Below are 17587 nucleotides of genomic sequence, written 5' to 3' on the forward strand. Positions count from 1 at the left end.
GTCGGGTGAGCAGCCCCACCCCAGACGCCCTCCTCGGCGCCTCCGACGTCCGTGAACTCGCGGCGGCCCTCGGTGTGCGTCCCACCAAGCAGCGCGGTCAGAACTTCGTGATCGACGCCAACACGGTCCGCCGCATCGTGCGCACCGCGCAGGTCCGCCCCGACGACACGGTGGTCGAGGTGGGACCGGGACTCGGCTCGCTCACGCTCGCCCTGCTGGAGGCCGCCGACCGGGTCACCGCCGTCGAGATCGACGACGTCCTCGCCGCGGCGCTGCCCGCCACCGTCGAGGCCCGGATGCCTCAGCGGGCCGGCCGGTTCGCGCTGGTGCACTCCGACGCGATGCAGGTGCGGGAGCTGCCCGGCCCGGCGCCGACCGCGCTGGTCGCCAACCTCCCGTACAACGTGGCCGTGCCGGTGCTGCTGCACATGCTGGAGACCTTCCCGAGCATCGAGCGCACCCTGGTGATGGTCCAGTCGGAGGTCGCCGACCGGCTCGCCGCCCCGCCCGGCTCGAAGGTGTACGGCGTCCCCTCGGTCAAGGCCAACTGGTACGCCGAGGTCAAGCGGGCCGGTGCCATCGGGCGCAACGTCTTCTGGCCCGCTCCGAACGTCGACAGCGGGCTGGTCGCGCTGGTGCGGCGGGCCGAACCGATCAAGACCACCGCCTCCCGGCGCGAGGTCTTCGCCGTCGTGGACGCCGCGTTCGCCCAGCGCCGCAAGACCCTGCGGGCCGCGCTGGCCGGCTGGGCCGGGTCGGCGGCCGCCGCCGAGGCCGCCCTCGTCGCCGCCGGGGTCTCGCCGCAGGCGCGCGGGGAGGGGCTCACGGTCGAGGAGTTCGCCCGGATCGCGGAACACCGCGCCGCCGAGGACACCCAGCACGAGGAGCCCGGCACGTGAGCGTCACCGTCCGCGTCCCCGCCAAGGTCAACGTCCAGCTCGCGGTCGGCGCCGCCCGACCCGACGGCTTCCACGACCTGGCCAACGTCTTCCTCGCGGTCGGCCTGTACGACGAGGTGACGGTGACCCCGGCCGACACGCTGCGCGTGACCTGCGCCGGGCCGGACGCCGACCAGGTACCGCTGGACCGTACGAACCTGGCGGCCCGCGCGGCCGAGGCGCTGGCCGGGCGGTACGGCCGTGAGGCCGCCGTCCACATCCACATCGCCAAGGACATCCCGGTCGCCGGAGGCATGGCGGGCGGCAGCGCGGACGGCGCCGGGGCCCTCCTGGCCTGTGACGCCCTGTGGGGCACGGACGCCTCCCGCGAAGAACTCCTCGACATCTGCGCCGAGTTGGGCAGCGACGTGCCGTTCAGCCTGGTGGGCGGGGCGGCACTGGGCACCGGACGCGGCGAGAAGCTCACGCCCCTCGAGGTCGGCGGGAGCTTCCACTGGGTGTTCGCGATGGCGGTGCGCGGGCTGTCGACCCCGGCCGTCTTCCGCGAGTTCGACCGGCTGGTGGAAGGGCTGGACGTGCCCGAGCCGGTCGCCTCCCAGCCGCTGCTCGACGCCCTCGCCAAGGGCGACCCGGACGCGCTCGCCGCCGCCGTCTCCAACGACCTCCAGCCCGCCGCCCTCTCCCTCTTCCCGGAACTGGCCGACACCCTCGCGGCCGGCCGCGAGGCCGGTGCCCTCGCCATGCTCGTCTCGGGCTCGGGCCCCACCACCGCGTTCCTCACACCGGACGCCGAGTCGGCCCAGGCGGTGGCGACGGCGCTGCGGACGTCCGGCACGTGCCGCAGCGTGCGGGTGGCGGCGGGCCCGGCGCCGGGCGCGACGGTGATCGACGGCTGACCGCGGGACGCGAGGCGAGGGGGCGACCGTCCGCCCGACTACCCTGGAAGGTCGATCGTCCCCCCTGTCAGGAGAGAAATGGCCGTCAACCTGGTCAATGTCGAGAACGTCAGCAAGGTGTACGGCACTCGTGCCCTCCTCGACGGCGTGTCGCTCGGCGTCTCCGAAGGGGACCGCATCGGCGTGGTCGGCCGCAACGGTGACGGAAAGACCACCCTCATCCGGATGCTCGCCAAGCTGGAGGACGCCGACACCGGCCGCGTCACGCACTCCGGCGGTCTGCGGATCGGGGTCCTCACCCAGCACGACTCCCTGGACCCCACCGCCACCGTCCGGCACGAGGTCATCCGGGACATGGCCGACCACGAGTGGGCCGGCAACGCCAAGGTCAGGGACGTGCTCACCGGGCTGTTCGGCGGGCTCGACCTGCCCGGCTTCCCGCAGGGCCTCGACACCGTCATCGCCCCGCTGTCCGGTGGCGAGCGGCGCCGCATCGCGCTGGCCAAGCTCCTCATCGAGGAGCAGGACCTGATCGTCCTGGACGAGCCCACCAACCACCTCGACGTCGAGGGCATCGCCTGGCTCGCCCGGCACCTGCGCGAGCGCCGGTCCGCGCTCGTGTGCGTGACCCACGACCGGTGGTTCCTGGACCAGGTCTGCACGCGGATGTGGGACGTGCAGCGCGGAGACGTCTTCGAGTACGAGGGCGGCTACTCCGACTACGTCTTCGCCCGCGCCGAGCGTGAGCGCATCGCCGCCACGGAGGAGACCAAGCGGCAGAACCTGGTCCGCAAGGAACTGGCGTGGCTGCGGCGCGGAGCCCCGGCCCGTACGTCCAAGCCGCGCTTTCGCGTGGAGGCGGCCAACGAGCTCATCGCGGACGTGCCGCCGCCCCGGGACAGCAGCGAGCTGATGAAGTTCGCCTCGTCGCGGCTCGGGAAGACCGTCTTCGACCTGGAGGACGTGACCGTCCAGGCCGGCCCCAAGGTGCTGCTCAAGCACGTGACCTGGCAGCTCGGTCCCGGCGACCGGATCGGTCTCGTCGGGGTGAACGGCGCCGGGAAGACCTCCCTGCTGCGGGCCATGGCCGAGGCCGCCCGGACGCAGGGCGAGACCCAGCCGGTCGGCGGGCGGGTCGCCGTCGGCAGGACCGTCAAGCTCGCCTACCTCTCCCAGGAGGTCGCCGAGCTCAACCCGAACCTGCGGGTGCTGGAGGCCGTGCAGCAGGTGCGGGAGCGCGTCGACCTCGGCAAGGGACGCGAGATGACCGCCGGGCAGCTGTGCGAGACGTTCGGCTTCAACAAGGAGAAGCAGTGGACCCCCGTCGGGGACCTCTCCGGCGGTGAGCGGCGGCGGCTGCAGCTGCTGCGGCTGCTGATGGACGAGCCCAACGTGCTCTTCCTCGACGAGCCCACCAACGACCTCGACATCGAGACCCTCACCCAGCTCGAGGACGTCCTCGACAGCTGGCCCGGCTCGATGATCGTCATCTCCCACGACCGGTTCTTCGTCGAGCGCACCACCGACCGTGTCTTCGCCCTCCTCGGCGACGCCACCCTGCGCATGCTGCCGCGCGGCATCGACGAGTACCTGGAGCGCCGCCGCCGGATGGAGGAGGCGGCAGCCGCCTCGGTCCCCGCACCGGCCGCCGCGCACAAGGCCGTTCCGGAGAAGAGCGCCGCCGACCAGCGTGCCGCCAAGAAGGAACTCCAGAAGATCGAGCGGCAGTTGGACAAGGTCTCCGAGCGCGAGGCCAAGCTGCACGCGCAGATCGCCGACAACGCCACCGACTTCGAGAAGGTGGCCAAACTCGACGCCGAGCTGCGGGACTTGGCCGGCGAGCGCGACGACCTGGAGCTGCGCTGGCTGGAACTCGCCGAGGAGGCGTGAAGGGCGCGTGAAGGCGCATAACGGGGGCGTCACGGGCCGGTTCTCCCTTGGGAACAGGGGCTGAACCGGCCCGGTGCACTGTCGGTGCCGGGTGATACAAAGAGCCGTCTGAGAACTTGACGAGTACGACTCTGGGTCACAACGAACCTCAGGGCGTGGCTAAAAATCAGTGATGGAACGGGGGAACGCGCTGATGGCTCAGCCGCCCAACCAGCCGCCGCAGGGTGGCTTCGGAGCGCCGCAGGACCAGCCGGAACAACAGCCGCAGGGGGGTTTCGGGGCCCCGCCGCCGCCCCAGGGGCCGCCCCAGACGCCACCGCCTCCGCAGACCCCGCCGTCCGGCGCACCGCAGCCAGGCTACGGCTACCCGCAGCAGCCCCCGCAGCCCTCCGGCCCGTACGCCCAGCCCGGCCCCTACGCCCAGCAGGGTCCGTACGGCGCGCCGGGTGCGCCCGGACCGTACGGCCAGCCGCAGCAGCCGGGTCCGTACGGCCAGCCGCAGGGCTACGGCTACCCGCAGCAGCCCCAGTTCCCGGGTGGGCCCGGTACTCCGCCGCCGCCCGGCTCGGGGAACCGTTTCAAGGGCAAGCCGGCCGTCATCATCGGTGCCGCCGTGGCCGCCCTGCTCGTCGTCGGCGGGACCGTGTACGCGGTCGCCGGCGGCGGTGACGAGGAAAAGAAGCCGGTCGCCCAGAAGAGCGACGACCCCAAGCCCACCGCCTCCGACTCCCCGGTCAACCCGGGTGACGGCAGCGGAGCCGGCGGCGCGGACCCGGAGAACCTCAACGACGGCCGCAAGGCCGGCGAGGCCAAGGTGCTCTGGTACAAGGAGGCACCCGACGCACCTGGTGACGGGGCTGACGCGCCCGGCATGTGGATCACCGACAAGACCGCGGTGAAGGCGGCGTACAAGCAGCTCGTCGCGTACAACGTGGGTGACGGCGCCCCCACTTGGGACACGATCACCTTCGATCAGAAGATCTGCGCGGTCACCCCGCAGAAGACGTCCGACGACAAGATCGTCGTCGCGTACATGAACGGCAGCAGCGACCGCGCCGAGTGCAACCAGCTCCAGGAGATCGACCTCGACACCGGTGAGAAGGGCTGGACCGGCGAGGTCGCCGACGGCGCGCTGTTCGACAGCACCGCCTCCATCGAGCTCTCCATCACCGGCAAGACGCTGATGGTGGGCCGCTCGCAGTCCGGCACGGCGTACGACGTGACGACCGGCAAGAAGCTCTTCGACAAGAAGAAGTACGGCAACGCCTGCTTCCCGACCGCGTTCGCGGGCGGCGCCCGGCTCGTCGTCGTCGCCTCCTGCGACGCCACCAAGTCGACCGAGCACGACGAGATGCAGGAACTGGATCCCACCACCGGCAAGGTCAAGTGGACCCAGAAGTTCGACAAGGGCTGGAGGGTCGAGCACACCTACTCCATGGACCCGCTGGTCGTCTACAGCACCAACGACGACAAGAAGGCGTGGAACATCTCCACCCTCACCGCCACCGGCAAGTTCCGTTCGCAGGTCGACTTCGACGAGGAGTTCGCCCCCCAGTGCGGCTGGGGTTTCCTCGGCGGTGACCTCCAGGCCTGCGAGGGTGTGGCCGCCGACGCCGACAACCTCTACCTGCCCACCGAGGCGACCACCGGCGCGAACGAGATCGTCGCGATCAGCCTCGCCAGCGGCAAGGAGAAGTGGCGGGTGAAGTCCCCGGCGGACGAGTCGATGCTGCCGATGAAGGTCGAGGACGGCAAGCTCGTCGCGTACGTCGAGCCGTCGTACGACAAGGGCGGCCGGATCGTGTCGATCCCGACGACCGGCGGCAAGCACACGCCGACGACGCTGCTGCAGATGCCCGAGGGCACCGTCGACATCGAGAGCGGCTTCTACTCGAAGGCCATCGACTGGGTGGACGGGCGCTTCTACATCTCGACCACCCGGCTGGCCGGCGACACCGACGCGAAGGAGAAGTTGATGCTCGCCTACGGCAAGTGAGCCTCCTCCGACGGTGTTCCGCCGTCCCCGCCGCCGTCCCCGCCGCTGTCCCCGCCGACTCCGCCTCCGAGGTACTCACGTCATGACCCAGCCCCCGCCGCCGCCCAACCAGCCGCCGCAGCAGGGCGGATTCGGCCCGCCGCAGGACCAGCCGCCGCAGCCGCAGGACCAGCCGCCGCAGCCGCCGGCCCAGACTCCGCAGCCGAGTCAGCCCGCTCAGCCGGCCCAGCCTCCGCAGCCGGCGGGCGGTTTCGGCGCGCCCCAGGCACCCCAGCCGCCGCAGGACCCCCGGGCGCCCCAGGCCACCCCGCAGACGCCCCCGCCGCCTCCGCCGGGCCAGCCCCAGCCGGGCTACGGCTACCCGCAGTCGCCCCAGCCGCCGCAGCCCCCCGCGGGTTACGGCTATCCGCAGGCGGCGCCGCCGCAGGCCCCGCAGCCGCCGACGGGCTACGGCTACCCCGGCCAGCAGCCCAACCCCTACGGCCAGCAGCCGAACCCGTACGGCCAGCAGCCCGGTTACGGCTACCCGCAGGCGACCGTGCCGATGCAGCCGCAGGCCGGGGCGGCCGGCGGCAAGAAGTTCAACGCGCAGCTGCTCATCATCGTGGCGGCGGTCGTCGCGATCGCGCTGATCATCGGTGGTGGCGTCTGGTACGCCTCCTCCGGTGACGAGGGCGGCAAGAAGGACGACACCGCGAGCTCCGGCGGCGCCACCGGCGGCACCGACGACAAGAGCGGCGGAAGCACCGGCGGCGACACGGACAGCGGCGGCACCACGGGCACCTCCACCACCCCGGTGGAGAAGGTTCCCTCCAGCCCCGCCGCCAAGGTCCTCTTCCAGGTCCCGGCCCCCGAGGTCGGCAAGGACAGCACCATCTCCACGGCCGGCTCCTGGCTCACCGACAAGGTGTACGCCAAGAGCGGTGTCGCCGAGATCGTCGGCTACGACCCCGACAAGGGCACCAAGCTCTGGACGATCAAGCTCCCCGGCCCGGTGTGCCAGGGCAGCAAGTACGCCACCACCGACAACAAGACGGCGATCGTCTACCAGCCGAAGATGCCGACGAAGGCCGAGCCCTCGCACGGCTGCAGCCAGATCGCGGCGATCGACCTCGCGGCCGGCAAGAAGCTGTGGACGAAGACCGCCAACTCCGGTGACGAGCCGATCAGCTTCAACAACATCACCGTCAGCGCGAACACCGTCGCCCTGGGCAGCTCCAGCGGCGGCGCCGCCTTCGACCTCACCTCCGGCAAGCAGTTGTGGGCCCCGAAGCCGACCGACACCTGCTACGACGCCGGGTACGGCGGCGGCCCGAAGCTGGTGGCGGTGCGCCGGTGCGGTGCGTACGACGCTCCCGAACTGCACGTGCAGACCATCGACCCCAAGGGCGGGAAGGTGATCTCCGACTACAAGATGGCCACGGGTATCTCCTACGCCAGTGTCGTGTCGACCGACCCGCTGGTCGTGGCCGCCGACGTCGGCGAGGCCGCGAAGGACGGCAGCGGCATCTCGGACTTCTTCTCCATCGACAACAAGACCGGCAAGCTGCGCACCCGTATCTCGGCGCCGAGCGACCAGTACGCGGCCAACTGCGACGGCATCACCAAGGTCGAGGCGTGCCACCAGATCGCGGTCGGCAACGACCGGCTCTACCTGGCGACCGAGGAGCACGACGGCGCCGGCGAGTTCGCGCAGACCAACGAGATCGTCGCGATCGACCTCGCCACCGGCAAGCAGACCGGCCAGCGCGCCGACGCCGGTGACGACTACACGATCATGCCGCTGCGGATGGACGGCACCAACGTCATCGCGTACAAGCGTCCGCCGTACGACAAGGGCGGTCAGATCGTCAGCATCGACGGCGGTTCCTTCAAGGAGACCAAGCTGCTGGAGAACCCTGCCACGGAGTCGGTGCGCGACGTGGAGACCAGCATGTCGCCGGACTACTCCGAGATCCTCTACTCGCAGGGGCACCTGTTCATGTCCGACGTCTTCGCCAGTTCCCTGGGCGGTTCGGACAAGGACTACCTGGTGATCGCGTTCGGCGCGAGCTGAGCCGATCGAGCGGCCTCCCGGAGCGGCCCCGCCCCTGTTCAGGGGCGGGGCCGTGCGCGTACCGCTCATCACCCTCGGAATGCGGGAAAACCCAGAAATTCCGTCGATCCGGGGCACTTCTCTCCCGTTAGGGGAAGCGCAACGTCGAACAAGCGTGTAGCTTCCGGGGGCATGAAGGGCGGGGGGAGCCGGGAGGGGGCTTCTGTCCGTGCGGACCAGTGGGCATCCATAGTGGGGCATCCATGGTGGGGCATCCACACACGGATCCATTGGGGGGACTGGGGGGTTGCTCGATGGGAGTTCGGCTCATGGTGGTCGACGACCACCGACTGCTCGCCGAGGCGTTGGCCTCGGCGCTGAAACTGAGGGGGCACCGGGTACTCGCCGCGGCGGCGCCCGCCGCGGGCGCGGCGGAACTGGTGATCAGCCGGTCACCGGAGGTGTGCCTGCTGGGGACGGCGACACCGGCGGAGCCGGGGATGTTCGACCCGGTGGTGCGGATCAAGCGCGAGCGTCCGCAGGTGGCGGTGCTGGTGCTGGGCCCGGTGCCCAGCCCGCGCGGGATCGCGGCGGCGTTCGCCGCGGGGGCCTCCGGCTACGTACGGCACGACGAGCGGATCGAGGGCGTCGAGCGGGCGATCATGAAGGCCCGGTCGGGAGAGGCGGCGGTGGCGCCGCAGCTGCTGCAGGGCGCGTTCAGTGAACTGCTCAACCCGGTGGCCCAGCCGGACGACGAGGGCCAGCGTCTGCTCCAGATGCTGACCCCCCGGGAGGTCGAGGTCCTGGTCCGGGTCGCCGACGGCGAGGACACCCGCCTGATCGCGGCCGGCATGGGCATCGCCCCGTCCACGGCCCGCACCCATGTCCAGCGGGTCCTGATGAAGCTCGGGGTGGGATCGAGGCTGGAGGCGGCGGCGCTGGCGGCCCGGACGGGACTGCTGGACCGCGCGGGCCCGGTACCGCACTCACCACCGGAGGCGGAGGCGGGGGCGGAGTTCTAGGAGCCGGGTGCGGTCCGGACGACGACGGACGGCAGGCGGGGCACGGCATCCGCCACGCCCCGCCTGCCGACTCACGTCCCGCTGGGCCGGACGGTGTCACGCCCCGCCGCTGTGGAAGAAGCCGTCAGTCCTTCGGCTCGTCCCCCGCCACCACGTCCGGCGGCGGCGGAGCCACCGGTCGCAGCTTCAGCCACGCCAGGAAGAACAGGCCCAGGGCCAGCATCCCCAGCCCGGTCCACAGGTTGATGTTGACGCCCTCGGCCTTGTCGATGTCGGCGTCGGAGGCGGTGATGCCGGCGATCGTGACGATGACGCCGTAGAGGACGAACAGGCCGCCGATGATGCGGCGGATGTCGAAGAGGCGGGCCGCGGTCGCGGACTTGGTCTGGAGTTCGGAGACCTGCCGCTGGACGTCCTTGTCGGAGTATCCGTGGTGTTCGGGGTGAGCGGGGCGCTCGGGGTGCTCGGGCATGGTGTTTCCAATCCTCCCGCGATCAGAACGAGAACGGGATGTAGCAGGCGGCCGCGAGGATCACCGCGCTCCAGCCCAGCAGGGCCGGCTTGCGGTACCAGGCGTCGTCGCCCGCGGCGGGCGGCTCGGACATGCCCGGGGAGCGGGTGCCGTAGACCAGGCCCTCGAGTTCCTCGGCGGGCTTGGGCGCGGTGAACAGCGACACGGCGATCATGACGACCGCGCCGGCCACGAACCCGGCGATCGCGGAGACGAAGTTGGCGCCCTGGTCCGAGGGGATGTCGATGATGCCCTGCTTGTAGATCCAGAAGTAGTTCACCATCGCCGCCGTGGTGCCGGCGAGCAGGCCCCAGAAGCCGGACTTCATGGAGGCGCGCTTCCAGAACATGCCGATGATGAAGACGACGAACATCGGGACGTTGAAGAAGGAGAACAGCGTCTGGAGGTAGCTCATGATGTTCGAGAAGGACGCGGCCAGGAAGGCGGTGCCCACCGACGCGGCCACGCCGATCGCCGTGATCAGGCGGCCGAAGCGGACGTAGTACCCGTCCTCGCGGTCCCTGACCACGTACTTCTGCCAGATGTCCGTGGTGAACACCGTGTTGAAGGACGACACGTTGGCCGCCATGCCCGCCATGAACGCGGCCAGGAGGCCGGTCACCGCGATGCCCAGGACGCCGTTCGGGAGCAGTGACTGCATGAGGTACGGGATCGCGTCGTTGTACTGGAGGTCCGAGCCGGACGTGCCGATCTTCGGGACCAGGACGGCGGCGACCAGGCCCGGGATCATCACCAGGAAGACGATGAAGATCTTCGGGAACGCGGCGATCAGGGGGGTGCGCTGGGCCGCCGAGAGGTTCTTCGCCGACAGGGCTCGCTGGACCTCGGCGAAGTTGGTGGTCCAGTAGCCGAAGGAGAGGACGAAGCCGAGGCCCAGGACGATGGTCAGCCAGTTGGCGCCCAGCGGGTTCTCACTGCCGATGCCGGTTCCGCCCCACGAGGTCATGAAGTCGGCGCCGTGGGTCGCGGTCAGGGAGTCGGACAGGCCGTCCCAGCCGCCGACCTTCTTCAGACCGAGGAAGGTGATCGGGATGAGGGCGGCCAGGATCACGAAGAACTGCAGGACCTCGTTGTAGATGGCCGAGGAGAGGCCGCCGAGGGTGATGTAGGCGAGGACGAAGAAGCCGGCTACGACGATGGCGACCCATTCCGGCCAGCCGAGCAGTGCCTCGACCACGATCGCGAGGGCGTAGAGGTTGACGCCGGCGATGAGGATGGCGGCGAAGGCGAACAGGATCGAACTGAGCAGGTGTGCCGCCTTGTCGAAGCGCAGCAGCAGGAACTCGGGGACCGAGCGGACCTTGCTGCCGTAGTAGAAGGGCATCATCACCAGGCCGAGGAAGACCATGGCCGGGATGGCGCCGATCCAGTACCAGTGGGTGGTGTAGACGCCGTACTGCGCGCTGTTGGCGGCCATGCCGAGGATCTCGGTGGCGCCCAGGTTCGCGGCGATGAAGGCGAGGCCGGTGACCCAGGCGGGCAGGGAGCGGCCGGAGAGGAAGAAGTCGAGGCTGGTCTTCACCGAGCGGCGGGCGGCGAAGCCGATGCCGAGGACGACCACGAAGTAGATGCCGAGGATCGTGTAGTCGAGCCAGTTCGTGGGGAGTCGTAGCTCGGCCGCCAGGTCGGCCGCCTGGTATGTGGGGGTTCGCATGCGTACTCGCTTCGTTGCGTGAACTGATCCAGCACGGAACCTATGCCTCCGTGTTCAGTTATTGAACACTTCTGGTGATGCTCTTTGTTTGATTGTGATATTGACGCTCCTGGTGAGTTGTGTTCCAATGTGTTTGGTTCTGTTTGATGATTGTGTGGCTCGAATGAGGAGTCCGGCGTGAAGAAGACCTCGACCCTGCTGGCCGACGGTCGCGAGCTCATCTACTACGACCTGCGTGACGACACGGTGCGGGACGCGGCCGACCGCCGCCCGCTGGACCGGACCGTCACCACGTCCGAGGTCCGCCGCGACCCCCTGCTCGGCGACCGGGTCGCCATCGCCTCGCACCGGCAGGGCCGCACCTACCACCCGCCGGCCGACGAGTGCCCGCTGTGCCCGTCCCAGGGCGACCGGCTGAGCGAGATCCCGGACTCGGCGTACGACGTCGCGGTCTTCGAGAACCGGTTCCCCTCGCTGGCGGGCGACTCCGGCCGCTGTGAGGTCGTCTGCTTCACCTCCGACCACAACGCGTCCTTCGCGGACCTGACCGAGGAGCAGGCGCGGCTGGTCCTGGAGGCGTGGACGGACCGGACGTCGGAGCTGTCGCATCTGCCCTCCGTGGAGCAGGTCTTCTGTTTCGAGAACCGGGGCGCCGAGATCGGTGTGACGCTGGGTCACCCGCACGGGCAGATCTACGCCTACCCCTTCACCACGCCCCGCACCTCGCTGATGCTGCGCTCGGTGGCGGCCCACAAGGAGGCGACCGGAGGCGAGAACCTCTTCGACGCGGTCGTGGAGCGTGAACTCGCCGGGGAACGGGTCGTTCTGGAGGGCGAGCACTGGGTCGCCTTCGTGCCGTACGCGGCGCACTGGCCGTACGAGGTGCACCTGTACCCGAAGCGCCGGGTGCCCGACCTGCTCGGGCTCGACGAGGAGGCGCGCACAGAGTTCCCCCAGGTGTATCTGGAACTCTTGAGGCGCTTCGACCGGATCTTCGGTGAGGGTGAGGCTCCGACGCCGTACATCGCCGCTTGGCACCAGGCGCCGTTCGGCGCGCTGGAGGAGTTCGAGGGCGTCAGTCGTGACGACTTCGCGCTGCATCTCGAGCTTTTCACCATCCGCCGCACTTCCGGCAAGCTGAAGTTCCTCGCGGGCTCCGAGTCCGGCATGAACGTGTTCATCAACGACATCCGGCCGGAGGCCGCGGCACAGCGACTGCGGGAGGTAGCGAGTTCATGAGCGGTAAGTACCTGGTCACGGGCGGTGCGGGGTACGTCGGGAGCGTGGTCGCCCAGCACCTGCTGGAGGCGGGCCACGAGGTCGTCGTCCTCGACAACCTCTCCACCGGCTTCCGCGAGGGCGTCCCGGCGGGCGCGGCCTTCGTCGAGGGCGACATCCGCGACGCCGCCAAGTGGCTCGACTCCTCCTTCGACGCCGTCCTGCACTTCGCCGCCTCCTCCCAGGTCGGCGAGTCGGTCGCGAAGCCCGAGAAGTACTGGGACAACAACGTCGGCGGCACCATGGCCCTGCTCGGCGCCATGCGCGAGGCCGGCGTGCGCAGGCTCGTCTTCTCCTCCACGGCGGCCACCTACGGCGAGCCGTCCGAGGTCCCGATCGTCGAGTCCGCGCCGACCCGGCCGACCAACCCCTACGGCGCCACCAAGCTCGCCGTCGACCACATGATCACCGGCGAGGCGGCCGCCCACGGCCTGGGCGCGGTCTCCCTGCGCTACTTCAACGTGGCGGGCGCCTACGGGGAGTACGGCGAGCGGCACGACCCCGAGTCGCACCTGATCCCGCTGGTGCTCCAGGTCGCGCAGGGCAGGCGCGAGGCGATCTCCGTCTACGGCGACGACTACCCGACGCCGGACGGCACCTGCGTCCGCGACTACATCCACGTCGCCGACCTGGCCGAGGCCCACCTGCTCGCGGTCGCGGCCGCCACCCCGGGCGAGCACCTCGTCTGCAACCTCGGCAACGGCAACGGGTTCTCCGTCCGCGAGGTCGTCGAGACCGTCCGGCAGGTCACCGGCCACCCGATCCCCGAGGTCGTGGCCCCCCGTCGCGGCGGCGACCCGGCGGTCCTGGTGGCGTCGGCCGCCACCGCCCGCGAGAGGCTGGGCTGGAACCCGTCCCGCGCGGACCTCGCGGGGATCGTCGCGGACGCGTGGGACTTCGCGCAGCGGCACGCACACTAGCGGCGACGCGGCAACCAGCCGCATCGGTACGTACGGAAAGGTCAAGGGTCAGGGCATGAGCGAGGTTGTCGCAGGGGCTGTCGCCGAGCGGTTCGAGGAGCTGTACGGGGGCCGGCCGGAAGGGGTGTGGGCGGCTCCGGGCCGGGTCAACCTCATCGGCGAGCACACCGACTACAACGACGGCTTCGTCATGCCGTTCGCCCTCCCGCACGTCACCGTCGCCGCGGTGTCCCGGCGCACGGACGGCGTGCTGCGCCTGCACTCCGCCGACATCGACGGGGGTGTCGTGGAACTGCGCGTCGACGAGCTGGCCCCCGAGTCCGACCGGAACTGGACGGCGTACCCGGCGGGCGTGCTCTGGGCGCTGCGCGAGGCCGGCCACCCGGTCACCGGCGCGGACGTCCACCTGACCTCGACGGTGCCGTCCGGCGCGGGCCTGTCCTCGTCGGCGGCCCTGGAGGTCGTGGTGGCGCTCGCCCTGAACGACCTGTACGAACTCGGCCTCAAGGGCTGGCAGCTGGCCCGCCTGTGCCAGCGCGCCGAGAACGTGTACGTGGGCGCCCCCACCGGGATCATGGACCAGACCGCGTCCGCGTGCTGCGAGGCCGGCCACGCCCTGTTCCTCGACACCCGCGACCTCTCCCAGAAGCAGATCCCCTTCGACCTGGCCGCCGAGGGCATGCGCCTGCTGGTCGTCGACACCCAGGTCAAGCACGCCCACAGCGACGGCGAGTACGGCAAGCGCCGCGCCGGCTGCGAGAAGGGCGCGGCCCTGCTGGGCGTCGACGCCCTGCGCGACGTCCCGTACGACGGGCTCGACGCGGCGCTCGACCGCCTCGGCGACGAGGAGGAGGTCCGCCGGCTGGTGCGTCACGTCGTCACCGAGGACGAGCGGGTCGAACGGGTCGTCTCCCTGCTGGAGTCGGGCGACACCCGGGCCATCGGCCCGGTCCTGATCGAGGGCCACGCCTCCCTGCGCGACGACTTCCGCATCTCCTGCCCCGAACTGGACCTGGTCGTCGACACCGCGCTGGCCGCGGGCGCGCTGGGCGCCCGCATGACCGGCGGCGGCTTCGGCGGCTCGGCGATCGTGCTGGCGGAGGCCGCCGACGTCGACACCGTCACCAAGGCCGTCCAGGAGGCCTTCGCCTCCGCCGACTTCACCGCCCCGCGGGTGTTCGAGGCGGTTCCCGCGGCGGGCGCGCGCCGGATCAGCTGAGGCGCTTGGTCAACGTGTACTCCGTGATCCCCGGCGGATAGTCGGGGATCACGCACACCACGTCGTACCCCCGCTTCTCGTAGAACCTCGGCGCCTGGAAGTCCCACGTCTCCACCCGGGCCTGACGGCAGTCGCGCACCTCGCGGGCCACGCGTTCCGCCTCGGCCAGCAGGTGGGTGCCCAGGCCCGCGCCGCGGTGGCGGTCGTCGACCCACAGGTACGTCACATGGAGCCAGGTCGCCCAGGTGTGCCCGACGAGACCGGCGGCCAGGCCGTCCGATTCGTCCAGGATCCAGACGTGCAGCGGGGATTCACGCTCGCCGGGGGTGCCACGCAGGGCACGCAGGACCGGCGAGGCCGCCGTGTTCGTCTCCCGCAGCCGGGTCCGGAGAAGATCGCGCCGTTCCTTGTCGACTTCTGTCTCCATGCGAAACATGCGGCTCACCATAAACGCGTCGGACAGCCAGTTCTGCAAATAACCTTCCGCTCCTGCCCCCCGGCCGTACCCTGATGAACAGTGCCGGTGGGGGCCGGTGCTGATCAGGGGGCGAGACAGTCGGGTACGACGCCCGAAGTGGGGGTAGCGGTTCTGCACGGCGGCGGCCGTGCGGTGACGGACGCCCCCGGGCGTCGTACCCGCACACGGGTCGTCGTTCTCCGGACCGTGGGGTATCCCCTGCTCTTCAGGAGCTTGGGGAAGGGGGTTTCGTGGTTCGCATCCGAGTCCTGGTCGTCGACGACCATCGCATCTTCGCCGAGTCACTCGCCGCCGCGCTGGCGGCCGAACCGGACGTGGACGTCTCCGCGGCCGGCAGCGGTCCCGCCGCGCTGCGCAGCCTGGAGCGCGCGGCCGCCGAGGGGCGCCGTTTCGACGTGCTCCTCGTCGACGCCGACCTGGGCGGCACCGTGCCGGGCGTGCGGCCGGCCGTGCCGGTGCAGGAGGTGGGGGAGGACGGCCTCGTCGACGGGATATCGCTGGTCGTCGGGGTGCGTTCGGCGCAGCCGGGCGTACGGATCGTCGTGCTCGCCGAGAAGGACGACCCGCGGCGGGCCGCGCTCGCCCTGCAGGCCGGGGCCTCCGGGTGGGTCGCCAAGGACTGCTCGCTGTCCCGGCTCCTGACGGTCATCAGAGGGGTCCTGCGCGAGGAGACGCATCTGCCGCCCGCGCTGCTCACCGGCGTGCTGCGGGAGTTGACCGCCGCGCGCAAGCACCGCACCGAGAGCGAACGGCTGGTGGAGTCGCTCACACCGAGGGAGCGGGAGGTGCTGCGCTGCATGGTCGCGGGCCTGGGCCGCAAGGCCGTCGCCGAGCGGCTGTTCCTGTCTCCGCACACCGTCCGCACCCATATGCAGAACGTGCTCGGCAAGCTCGGGGTGCACTCCACCCTGGCGGCCGTCGCCCTCGCGCGGCGGGCCGGGGTGGGGCCTGTCGACCTAGCCGGGGATGTTGTCGAACGGGGCGGTCAACTGGCGTAGCAGTCCCGCCAGTTCGCCTCGCTGGGCGCGGGAGAGTTCCGCGAGGATCGCGCGCTCCTGGTCCAGCAGTCCGGCCAGGGCCTGGTCCGCGCGGTCCTGGCCCTCGGTCGTGAGCCGCACCAGCACACCGCGCCGGTCGCTCGGGTCGGGCAGCCGCTCGACCAGGCCCTTCTTGGCCAGCCGGTCGATGCGGTTGGTCATCGTGCCCGAGGTGACCAGGGTCTGGGTCAGCAGCTGTCCGGGCGAGAGCTGGTACGGCGTTCCCGCGCGCCTCAGTGCCGTCAGCACGTCGAACTCCCAGGGCTCCAGGCTGTGCTCGGCGAAGGCCAGCCGGCGCGCCCGGTCCAGGTGCCGGGCCAGCCTGCTGACGCGGCTGAGCACCTCGAGCGGTTCCACGTCGAGGTCCGGGCGCTCCCGGCGCCATGCTGATACCAGCCGATCGACCTCGTCCTCCATGACGATCAGTGTAGTGGTTGTGTCGACGTGAAGTCTCTTGATGTCAAGTCTCTTGACGTCAAGAGATATCGTGGGCAGGCTGGGATCCGTTGAGTACGGTCACGACGAGGAGGCCCCCATGCCCGCCCCCACCTGGGACCCCGCCCAGTACCTGCGCCACGCCGGCCACCGCGCCCGCCCCTTCGCCGATCTCCTCGCCCGCGTCCCGGGCCTGCCCACCGACCCGCCCCGCATCGCCGACCTCGGCTGCGGACCCGGCAACGTCACCACCCTGCTCGCCGACCGCTGGCCCGCCGCCAACATCACCGGCTACGACAACTCGCCCGAGATGCTCGCCGACGCCGCGGCGCACGCGGGTCCCACCCCGGGCGGCGGCCGCCTCGACTTCGCCCCCGCGGACGCCACGACCTGGGCGCCGCCGGCTCGCACGTACGACCTGATCCTCTCCAACGCCACCCTGCAGTGGGTCGAGGGCCACCTGGACGCCTTCCCCGCCTGGCTGGACGCCCTCACCCCCGGCGGGACGTTCGCCTTCCAGGTGCCCCACAACATCCACGCGCCCCTGCACGCCCTGATGCGCGAACTCGGCACCGGCATCCGCTGGAAGGACCGGCTGGGGGACGTGCTGCGGCACGTGGACTCGGTGCACGCGCCCGAGGTGTACCTCGACCGCCTCGCCCGCCTCGGCTGCGACACCGACGTGTGGGAGACGACGTACCTGCACGTCCTGCACGGTGAGGATCCCGTGCTCGACTGGGTCAAGGGCACCGGCCTGCGCCCCGTCCTCACCGCCCTGGCCGACGACCCCGAGGCCCGTGACGCGTTTGTCGCCGAGTACCGCGACCTGCTCCGCCAGGCCTACCCCACCGCCGGGTACGGCACGGTCCTGCCGTTCCGCCGGCTGTTCGCCGTGGCCCGCAAGGAGGCGTGATGCTCACCGCCGTGGACCACGTGCAGCTCGCCGCACCCCCCGGCTGTGAGGAACTGCTGCGGGGGTACTACGTCCACGTCCTGGGCATGACGGAGGTCCCCAAGCCGCCGGCGCTCGCGGCACGCGGAGGCTGTTGGTTCCGGGCGGGCTCGGTGCGACTGCACCTCGGGATCGAGCCGGACTTCCGCCCCGCGAAGAAGGCCCACCCGGGGCTTCGGGTGACGGACATCGAGGCGTACGCGGCCCGGCTGGAACACCGGGGGACCCCGGTCACCTGGGACACCGGCCTGCCGGGCCACCGGCGCTTCTACTGTCAGGACCCGGTGGGCAACCGGCTGGAGTTCCTGGAGCCGGTCACAGCCCTCTGAGGAGACGCCGAGCCC

16 protein-coding genes are annotated in these 17587 nt (G+C 71.0%); 12 read left to right on the forward strand and 4 right to left on the reverse strand.

The annotated features are described in order from the left end of the window. Positions 1 to 5: 5 nt before the first annotated feature. The 6 genes from rsmA (at position 6) to AQJ84_RS20650 (ending at position 8738) form a co-directional block, all read left to right on the forward strand. The gene (gene rsmA / locus AQJ84_RS20625) at positions 6 to 899 is read left to right on the forward strand and encodes a 16S rRNA (adenine(1518)-N(6)/adenine(1519)-N(6))-dimethyltransferase RsmA (RefSeq protein WP_053190315.1); all 894 of its coding nucleotides are present in this window, start codon (positions 6 to 8) and stop codon (positions 897 to 899) included. Next, the gene (locus AQJ84_RS20630; protein ID WP_030043463.1) at positions 896 to 1795 is read left to right on the forward strand and encodes a 4-(cytidine 5'-diphospho)-2-C-methyl-D-erythritol kinase; all 900 of its coding nucleotides are present in this window, start codon (positions 896 to 898) and stop codon (positions 1793 to 1795) included. The genes rsmA and AQJ84_RS20630 overlap by 4 nt, the downstream gene beginning before the upstream one ends. A 78-nt stretch (positions 1796 to 1873) precedes the next feature. Further along, positions 1874 to 3685 (forward strand): ABC-F family ATP-binding cassette domain-containing protein, encoded by a 1812-nt coding sequence (locus AQJ84_RS20635; RefSeq protein WP_030043462.1) that lies wholly within the window; start codon positions 1874 to 1876, stop codon positions 3683 to 3685. Between the two features lie 193 nt (positions 3686 to 3878). After that, positions 3879 to 5681, forward strand: a complete 1803-nt coding sequence (locus AQJ84_RS20640) for an outer membrane protein assembly factor BamB family protein (RefSeq protein WP_053190320.1) — start codon at positions 3879 to 3881, stop codon at positions 5679 to 5681. 82 nt (positions 5682 to 5763) lie between these two features. Continuing rightward, complete coding sequence (locus AQJ84_RS20645; protein WP_053193653.1) at positions 5764 to 7737, forward strand: outer membrane protein assembly factor BamB family protein; 1974 nt, start codon at positions 5764 to 5766, stop codon at positions 7735 to 7737. A 293-nt stretch (positions 7738 to 8030) separates the two neighbouring features. Then, on the forward strand, positions 8031 to 8738 hold the full coding sequence (locus tag AQJ84_RS20650) for a helix-turn-helix transcriptional regulator (RefSeq protein WP_079022780.1): 708 nt from the start codon (positions 8031 to 8033) through the stop codon (positions 8736 to 8738). Positions 8739 to 8862: 124 nt separating this feature from the next. Here AQJ84_RS20650 and AQJ84_RS20655 read toward each other — a convergent pair whose 3' ends face one another. Both AQJ84_RS20655 and AQJ84_RS20660 read right to left on the reverse strand, forming a co-directional pair. Further along, positions 8863 to 9210, reverse strand: a complete 348-nt coding sequence (locus AQJ84_RS20655) for a hypothetical protein (protein WP_053193648.1) — start codon at positions 9208 to 9210, stop codon at positions 8863 to 8865. 22 nt (positions 9211 to 9232) lie between these two features. Beyond that, positions 9233 to 10924, reverse strand: a complete 1692-nt coding sequence (locus tag AQJ84_RS20660; RefSeq protein ID WP_053193644.1) for a sodium:solute symporter family protein — start codon at positions 10922 to 10924, stop codon at positions 9233 to 9235. Between the two features lie 177 nt (positions 10925 to 11101). On the opposite strand from AQJ84_RS20660, the gene galT reads away from it, so the two are divergent. From galT to galK, 3 genes are read left to right on the forward strand one after another with little or no spacing between them, the layout of a single operon-like run. Continuing rightward, the gene (galT, locus tag AQJ84_RS20665; protein WP_030043456.1) at positions 11102 to 12163 is read left to right on the forward strand and encodes a galactose-1-phosphate uridylyltransferase; all 1062 of its coding nucleotides are present in this window, start codon (positions 11102 to 11104) and stop codon (positions 12161 to 12163) included. After that, complete coding sequence (gene galE / locus AQJ84_RS20670) at positions 12160 to 13122, forward strand: UDP-glucose 4-epimerase GalE (protein ID WP_053193641.1); 963 nt, start codon at positions 12160 to 12162, stop codon at positions 13120 to 13122. The genes galT and galE overlap by 4 nt, the downstream gene beginning before the upstream one ends. Before the next feature lie 55 nt (positions 13123 to 13177). Beyond that, positions 13178 to 14341 carry a galactokinase gene (gene galK / locus AQJ84_RS20675; RefSeq protein ID WP_030043455.1) on the forward strand — a complete coding sequence of 388 codons (1164 nt, stop codon included), beginning with the start codon at positions 13178 to 13180 and terminating at the stop codon, positions 14339 to 14341. Here galK and AQJ84_RS20680 read toward each other — a convergent pair. Beyond that, on the reverse strand, positions 14334 to 14789 hold the full coding sequence (locus AQJ84_RS20680; protein ID WP_030043454.1) for a GNAT family N-acetyltransferase: 456 nt from the start codon (positions 14787 to 14789) through the stop codon (positions 14334 to 14336). The genes galK and AQJ84_RS20680 overlap by 8 nt on opposite strands. Before the next feature lie 260 nt (positions 14790 to 15049). On the opposite strand from AQJ84_RS20680, the gene AQJ84_RS20685 reads away from it, so the two are divergent. Then, complete coding sequence (locus AQJ84_RS20685; RefSeq protein ID WP_030043453.1) at positions 15050 to 15817, forward strand: LuxR C-terminal-related transcriptional regulator; 768 nt, start codon at positions 15050 to 15052, stop codon at positions 15815 to 15817. Here the strand turns inward: AQJ84_RS20685 and AQJ84_RS20690 are convergent. Then, positions 15776 to 16273, reverse strand: coding sequence for a MarR family winged helix-turn-helix transcriptional regulator (locus AQJ84_RS20690; RefSeq protein ID WP_030043452.1), 498 nt, complete (start codon positions 16271 to 16273; stop codon positions 15776 to 15778). The genes AQJ84_RS20685 and AQJ84_RS20690 overlap by 42 nt on opposite strands. A 118-nt stretch (positions 16274 to 16391) precedes the next feature. Here AQJ84_RS20690 and AQJ84_RS20695 point away from each other — a divergent pair, with 118 nt between their 5' ends. Together AQJ84_RS20695 and AQJ84_RS20700 are read left to right on the forward strand one after the other, a co-directional pair. Continuing rightward, positions 16392 to 17204, forward strand: a complete 813-nt coding sequence (locus tag AQJ84_RS20695; protein WP_030043451.1) for a trans-aconitate 2-methyltransferase — start codon at positions 16392 to 16394, stop codon at positions 17202 to 17204. Next, a complete protein-coding gene (locus AQJ84_RS20700) occupies positions 17204 to 17572 on the forward strand; it encodes a VOC family protein (RefSeq protein WP_030043450.1) in 369 nt (122 codons plus the stop codon). The genes AQJ84_RS20695 and AQJ84_RS20700 overlap by 1 nt, the downstream gene beginning before the upstream one ends. Positions 17573 to 17587 lie beyond the last annotated feature (15 nt).

This window comes from Streptomyces resistomycificus, assembly GCF_001514265.1.
Lineage (GTDB): Bacteria > Actinomycetota > Actinomycetes > Streptomycetales > Streptomycetaceae > Streptomyces > Streptomyces resistomycificus.